Origin of the sequence: Mycobacterium sp. (assembly GCF_039583785.1) — a bacterium.
Taxonomy (GTDB): domain Bacteria; phylum Actinomycetota; class Actinomycetes; order Mycobacteriales; family Mycobacteriaceae; genus Mycobacterium.
In genome coordinates this window covers 1-6591 of sequence record NZ_JAVKSG010000112.1, presented here as the reverse complement: position 1 = coordinate 6591, position 6591 = coordinate 1, and the positions used below count along the sequence as shown (strand labels likewise).

Below are 6591 nucleotides of genomic sequence, written 5' to 3'. Positions count from 1 at the left end.
GGTATCCGCCGGGTGGGTGGCGATGCGCAACCGCGACGTCATCGTCGGCTGATCGGCGCACGCCCGGGTAGCGCTATAGGGCCCGTTCGCGGACCACCCGGGCTAAATCGATACTGCGGATTCTTTGCAGGGCGGGCAGCTGAGCCAGCAACGCGGCGGCAAAAATACTGCAGGCCACTGTGATTGGAGTCAGTGGCTGCATCTCCAGTCGTAGGTGGTAGCCGAGTCGCTGGTAGGTAGCGAGCAGCTGGTCGGCGAGAATGGCGCCGCAGCCGATACCGAGCGGAACGGAAGCTATTGCGAGCATGAGGTTCTCGGAAGTGATCAGCCGGGTGAGCATGCCTGCACTCATACCTTCGGCATGCAGCGCGCTGAGCTCGCCGAGTCGCTCGGCGATATTGGCCGACATCGCGTTATAGAGCATGGCTGCGGCCATGATCCCGGCGAAGATCAGCATGATGCCGACCAGCGTGTTGTAGAGACTGAAGGCATCTCGCATTGTCGACGCGAGTGCCGTTGTGGAGCGATAGGCAACGACACCAGGGATGGCTGCAATAGCGTCGCCGGCCGCACGGGCCTGCGAGCCCATCCGCAACGTGACGAGAACGCCGTTGTCCGCAACCGGGCCGGCGTCAGCGCGTAGCCGGGCCGTGGAGATGTAGACCACCGGCGAGAACGGCTCGTCTACGAAACCGGCGACGCGCTCGGTGATTTGGTGTCCCGGCTGCGATGTGGTGACGGTGATGGGATCGCCGACTTTGATTGACAACAGATCGCGCAGGCCCACGCCGAGCAGCACGCCGTCGGCGGTAAGTGTGTTGGCTCCGGCCTGCGCCACGAAGTTGTGCATCCGGGTCTGCGGGTCGAGTCCGATCATGAGCGTCTCGTAGCGGCTGTGCTTGGTTGACACCGTCACGTCGCTGGAGCTGTAGAGTTCCGCCGCCGCGACGTCGGGGTCCTTGTGCAGCGCTTCAAGAATCGGCTGCGCCGGGCCCGACAGGACCACCTCGCCGTCTTGTCGTTCGATCTGGCCGAACTGGCGATGGACCATACCGGGCAAGGTGTCTCGCATACCGGCGAACACCATCACGAGGATGACTGAGACGGCCACACCGACCACGGTGAATATGGTGCGCCGACGGTTTCGCAGGACAGCGCGCAACATCATTCGCCACCTCGCGGGAATATGGTTGATCGCAGGTAGCAGGCGCTCGATAAAGCTGCGTCTGCCGCCGCCCCCCGCGGGTGGGGCGACTCGCATCGCTTCAGCCGGTTGCATCCGAGCTGCCATTTCGGCAGGCAAGACGGCGGCGATCAAAGCCACCGCGGCTGCGGCGACAGTGGCAAGCAGATAAGTCAGTGGGTGCACCGAGCTGATGTGCATCGGTAATTTCAGAGCTTCGGTGTACTTGGTGGTAATCCAGTCGCCGAGAAGGTAGCCGCCGACAAGGCCCAGTGGGATGCCCAGCGTGGCGCAGGCAAGCCCGTAGCCGAGGTAGTGCCTGCGCAATTCTGCGGCCGACAATCCATTTGCGACGAGGGTTCCGATCACTGCACGTTGTGCGGCCACGATCCGGGCGAGGAGCACATAGGTGCTGAGAATGACTGCGGCGAGAAAAAGCCAGGGCAGGATCTTTGCCAGAGCACCGAATTGAGTGACGTCATCCTCGAGCGTCCTGAACGACGCCTGCTGGTCGCGCGGCACGAATTGAAAGCCGTTGCTGCGCGCGAGGTCCGAGCAGGCCGCGATGAGCGTGCGGGAATCGTGTCGATCTTGCGCAAAGACGGCGAGCTGTTGGACCGGCTTCGGAAGCTCATTCTGCACGACCTTGTCGGCCACGAAGACGACACCGAAATCTTCTGGTGTGGTAAGGATTTCCTGGCTGGAGCGCGCAGGCCAGAGGTATTCTGTGGACAGGGCGGACCCGCTGATGGCGAAGGTCTGCCACCCGTGGTCGCCGAGTAGTTCGACATGATCTCCGGGGTGCAGTCGGTAATGGTCGACAAGGTGCTGTTCGAGGAGTAGTTGCCCGTCACTGGGCAGTGTTCCGGTGCGGACCTCGAGGGTCGACACCTGGGGCTGCGTCGCGCCTGGTATGCCGACGGCGCGGCCGTAGAGGGCGTGCCCGTTGATGCGGATTCCGACGTCGGCTTGGTGACGTACTTCCACGAGCGGGCGGCCTGGCATGGCGCGCACTCGATCCCGCATTTCGGCGACGCCGGGCCCACTGATGAGCGCGTCGGGCATTCGCTGCGCCGCGTATGCGTGGGCGAACGACTGATCGAGGTTGCGGTAGCCGTCGGTGGCAGCGACGAACACCGCCACTCCGATTGCGACCACGGTGGCAATGGCGGCAAAGCGCCAGAACTCTGTACCGACATCTCTGCGGACTTTTCGTCTGAGTGTGCGGCTCACCAGTTGAGCTCGGATGCGTCGACGGGGTTTTGGACGCGTTCGGAGCTGCTGATCGCGCCGGCGTGCAACCGCAGTACGCGGTCGGCCATGCGGGCGATTTCGGAATTATGTGTCACCACCAGGACCGTGGTGTGACCCGAACGGGCAACGTCGCTCAAAGCTCTCAGCACCTGTTGACCGGTGACGAGATCGAGACTGCCCGTGGGTTCGTCGCAGAGCAAGAGGGGCGGAGCCTTGACGATTGCCCTGGCGATCGCCACGCGCTGCTGTTGGCCACCGGACAGCTGGCTTGGAAAGCGATCGGCGACCGATTCGACGCCGACGGCTTCGAGAGCGGCGATACTGCGGTTGCGGGTATCGGTACCGGTTAGTTCGGCGAGGATCTCGACGTTCTCGCGCGCGGTGAGCGTCGGCACGAGGTTGAAGAATTGGAAAACGAACCCGACGCGATTGAGGCGGTAGGAGGTCCGTTGCTTCGCGCCGAGCCGCCCGATGTCGGCGCCGTCAACCTCGATCGTTCCCTGCGAGGGTTGGTCGATGCCCCCGATGATGTTGAGCAGCGTAGTCTTTCCTGACCCCGAAGGGCCAAGCAGCACAACGAATTCCCCGGCCGCTACGTCGAGATCTAGTGCTTGCAGCGCGACGACGCGTGCCGGTCCAGATCCGTAAGACTTCTCGATTCCTCGGAGTCGCAATGCTTGTGGCTTGGCTGCAGGTCTGTCGTCCACTGATTCCGCCCCGCTGAGCGATGAATCTGCGTCCATGCCCCTCACGATCCCACTTCCCGAGCCTGCTGTGAAGCGGCGGGATCGTGGTCGGGTTGCTCGTTACGTCGTCCGGATGCTCGCATCTGTTAGGCCGTCACGAGGCCGCGGCCCGTGATCAGTGGCATGTCGAGGGCGGTCAGCCAGCCGGGCTTGGCTTGGACGACCGTGGGTATCGCGTTGACGAGTCGGGCAGCCGTGCCGACCAGTACTCCGTCGGCGTGGTCGCCTTGAGTGGAGGTATGTATGTCGACGTCATAGTCCGGAATGCCTTTGACCGCCACGCGATAACAGCCCTGACCGGTGGGCTGCGGCCAGTCGGGCGCCAGATCTGCACGCAGGCGCGTGACGTGCTCGACGACGATCACCGGTCGGTCGTCCTTGATGCCTTCGACGCGGAAGCGCAGAGCGGCCGCGCTTCCCCGGGTAATGGTGTGGCCGTGGAAGTCGAAGTCCTCGGTTGCCGGTCTGCGCTCGAACTGCTCAGTCACAGAGTCGAGTTCGACATCTAGTCCGGCGGCGAGCTGGCGTAGGACGCCGCCCCACGCGAGGGTCAAAATGCCCGGTTGCAGCAGCAGCGGAAGCTCGCTGAGCGCACCGCCGAAACCCATGACTTCGAACAAGATCGTCGGGTTGTCGAATGTCGAGTAGTCCATCACCTCAGAGCAGACGATTTGGTCAATCTGTTCACAGGCGCTGCTGATCAGCAACGGCAGCCAGTCGTTGGCCCACCCCGGGTCGATGCCGTTGACCCACAGCGTTGCTTGACCGCTCTCCGCGGCCGAGGCGATCGGGTCGATGGCTTCCTTGGGAAGTGTGCCGTACGGATACTGAAGAAACGTCGGACTGCTCGACACGACGTTGATCCCCGCCTCCAGGAATCGTCGCAAATCGCCGATGGCGTCGAAGAGGCGGTTGTCGGCCATGGCGGTGTGGACGATGCAGTCCGGCTGCAAGTCCAACAGCGCGTCGGCATCGGTGGTCGCGGATATACCGACGTGCTGATCGATACCGGCCAATTCGCCGGCGTCCTTGCCGCTCTTGTTCTCGTCGGAGACCCACACTCCGACGAGATCGAGGTCGGGTCGGGCGATGATCGACCGCAGGGCTCGACGACCGACGTTTCCGGTACTCCACTGCACTACGCGGTATTTCATGACAGCCCCTTCGTCATCAACTTTGGGAATCGGTCCTGCAACTGCAGGAAGGAGGTCTTTGCTTTGGACCCTAAGTAGGTCAACGGCTCAGGCGGGAAGGCGGGCTCGGCGCCGTTGACGAATAGCAGACCCGTGTAGGTGCTTTCGCGTCCCAGGATCAGATCGCGCAGGATCCTGCCGGTCGTGTGCGTGACGGCGATTCCGTTGCCGCAGTAGCCGTAACCGTAATATATGTTGTTGCCCAGGTGACCGACGTGGGGCACGAAATCACGAGTGATGCCGACGCACCCGCCGTATGCGTGGCTGAAGGGCACTTCGCTCCAGCTCGGGAAGTATCGGTGCAGCACCTCACGCAGCACTTGGGTGGTTGACGGATTGTCGATGTGTTTGCGCGTGTCCATATTTCGCTGCCAGTGGTAGTTGACCGGACCGCCGCCGAACAGGAGCCTGTTATCGGCGGTGAGGCGGCCAAATACGATGAAGTTTCGGGCCTCGACGAAGCCCTCGCGCCCCGGCCAGTTGACCTGACGCAACTGTTCGTCGGTGAGCGGCTCAGTGACCGCTGCGTAGCTCCACACCGGCGCGACCTGATGGCGGAATCTGCTGAATTGGTGCTGATAGGCGTTAGTGGCCAGTACGAGCTTCCGGGCGCTCACGTCGGCGAATGGGGTGTGCACGCGATGCGTCCCAGATGCCGACGTGATCCTTTGCGCGGCAGTCTGTTCATGAATATGCACGCCCTGCTCTTGGACGACGCGTGCAAGTCCGCGGGCCAGCCGATGAGGGTTGATCAAGGCCCCGCTACCTTTGATGGCGGCACGGATCGCCGGCGAATCAATCGAGTTTTGCAGTGCTTCGCCGGTAATGAGTGCGAGTTGGGAGTCGGGGTCGAGGCGGCGGGCGGATCCGATGTCACGGCGTAGAAGCTTGACTTGTGCGTCGGTGGTGGCGACCTGGAAGTAGCCGCTCGGCTCGTAATCCGCATCGACGCCGTACCTGGCGCAGAAGCGACCAATTTCGAGTATGGAACGGCCCACGACTGCATAAGCGACTTTTGCTTTGGCGGCACCGTAGCGTTTAACCAGGGTGTTGAGGTCGTGGCCAATGGTCGGGGTGATGAAACCGTCGTTATGCCCAGAGGCTCCCGCGCCTGCGTAGTCGGCTTCCACGATGTGGATTTCGAGACTGGGGTCGGCGATTTTGAGGAAGTGGGCGGCCCACATCGCGGTATATCCACCGCCGACGAAACAGATGTCGCACTCGACGTCTTCTCTGAGCGGTGCCGTCGGAGCAACGGGTTCGGTTGTACGCCAATAGATATCGTGGCTCACTTCGGCGCGACCCGGGTAATCGTCGACGGTGCGGGGAATCGGTCTGGCAGTGGCCATATGGTCAGATCCTTTCGAAGGTGAGCCAGGCCAGCCCCAGGTGCCGATTGGCGAATGCGTCGACCGAGGCGTTCAGGTAGCGGCTGTAGTCGCGGACGGTGTCGGCGCTCGTCAGCGCTTGGGCGCGGTCCTGGGCGGCCGAGAGCCGACGTTGCCAGTGCAGGCAGGTTCGCGCGTAGTCGTCTGGACGGTTGAGGACCGACGTCGTTTCGAAGAGTCGCTCGGAGGCTTCGACGATTTCCGACAACCAGGGAACCTCGGACTCCGGAAAGATGCGATCGATGATGAAGAGAAGGTCGCGCACCGTAGTGCGGCTCATCTTGGTGTTGTTGCCTTTGACGGTGGTCTCCAACGACAACCCGCCGCCGGGAGGAAGCCATTCGGCGCAGCGGGCGAAGAACTCACGGTACGCAGAAATCCGAGCCTCGCGGTTCATGCCCATATCGGCGAAATGTTCGAAAGCGCCTACGGAAACGATTGCGTCGTACCGGGTGTCCGGCTTGTGGTCGATCCAGTTCTCGACTCGCACTTCGCAGTCAGGCTGCCGGGCCCGCGATGCCTGAGCGTCGCTGAGGGTCAGTCCGACGCCGTGCTGGACCCCGTGGTCCTGAACCAGCCGCGTCAGCATCGCACCCCAGCCGCAGCCGATGTCGAGCACGCGTCGGGCCTGTGTCGCGCCCGCGCCACTCGCTAGGTAGTCAATCTTGCTCTTTTGTGCGCGCTCGAGGGTGTCGTCTTCGGTGGACCACTTGCCGCATGAGTAGCTCATCGTGGCGTCGAGCCACAGCGCGTAGAAGTCGTTGCCGAGGTCGTAGTGCTGTTGAATTGCGGCTTGCGAGGCACCTTCGTACGTCGCCGTAGGCATG

At 62.8% G+C, this 6591-nt stretch carries 5 protein-coding genes; all 5 read right to left on the bottom strand.

The genetic code is table 11. The features are described from left to right. Positions 1 to 73 precede the first annotated feature (73 nt). Positions 74 to 2341, bottom strand: coding sequence for an FtsX-like permease family protein (locus ABDV69_RS19610; protein WP_343577370.1), 2268 nt, complete (start codon positions 2339 to 2341; stop codon positions 74 to 76). Positions 2342 to 2412: 71 nt separating this feature from the next. Continuing rightward, positions 2413 to 3144 (bottom strand): ABC transporter ATP-binding protein, encoded by a 732-nt coding sequence (locus tag ABDV69_RS19605; protein ID WP_343577367.1) that lies wholly within the window; start codon positions 3142 to 3144, stop codon positions 2413 to 2415. Positions 3145 to 3269: 125 nt separating this feature from the next. Beyond that, on the bottom strand, positions 3270 to 4337 hold the full coding sequence (locus ABDV69_RS19600; protein WP_343577365.1) for a diacylglycerol kinase: 1068 nt from the start codon (positions 4335 to 4337) through the stop codon (positions 3270 to 3272). Then, entirely contained in the window at positions 4334 to 5668 is a 1335-nt protein-coding gene (locus ABDV69_RS19595) for an FAD-dependent oxidoreductase (RefSeq protein WP_343577363.1), read from the bottom strand. The genes ABDV69_RS19600 and ABDV69_RS19595 overlap by 4 nt, the downstream gene beginning before the upstream one ends. Positions 5669 to 5729: 61 nt before the next feature. Further along, positions 5730 to 6591, bottom strand: an 862-nt coding sequence (locus ABDV69_RS19590; protein ID WP_343577362.1) for a cyclopropane-fatty-acyl-phospholipid synthase family protein, incomplete at its 5' end; no start/stop codon positions are given.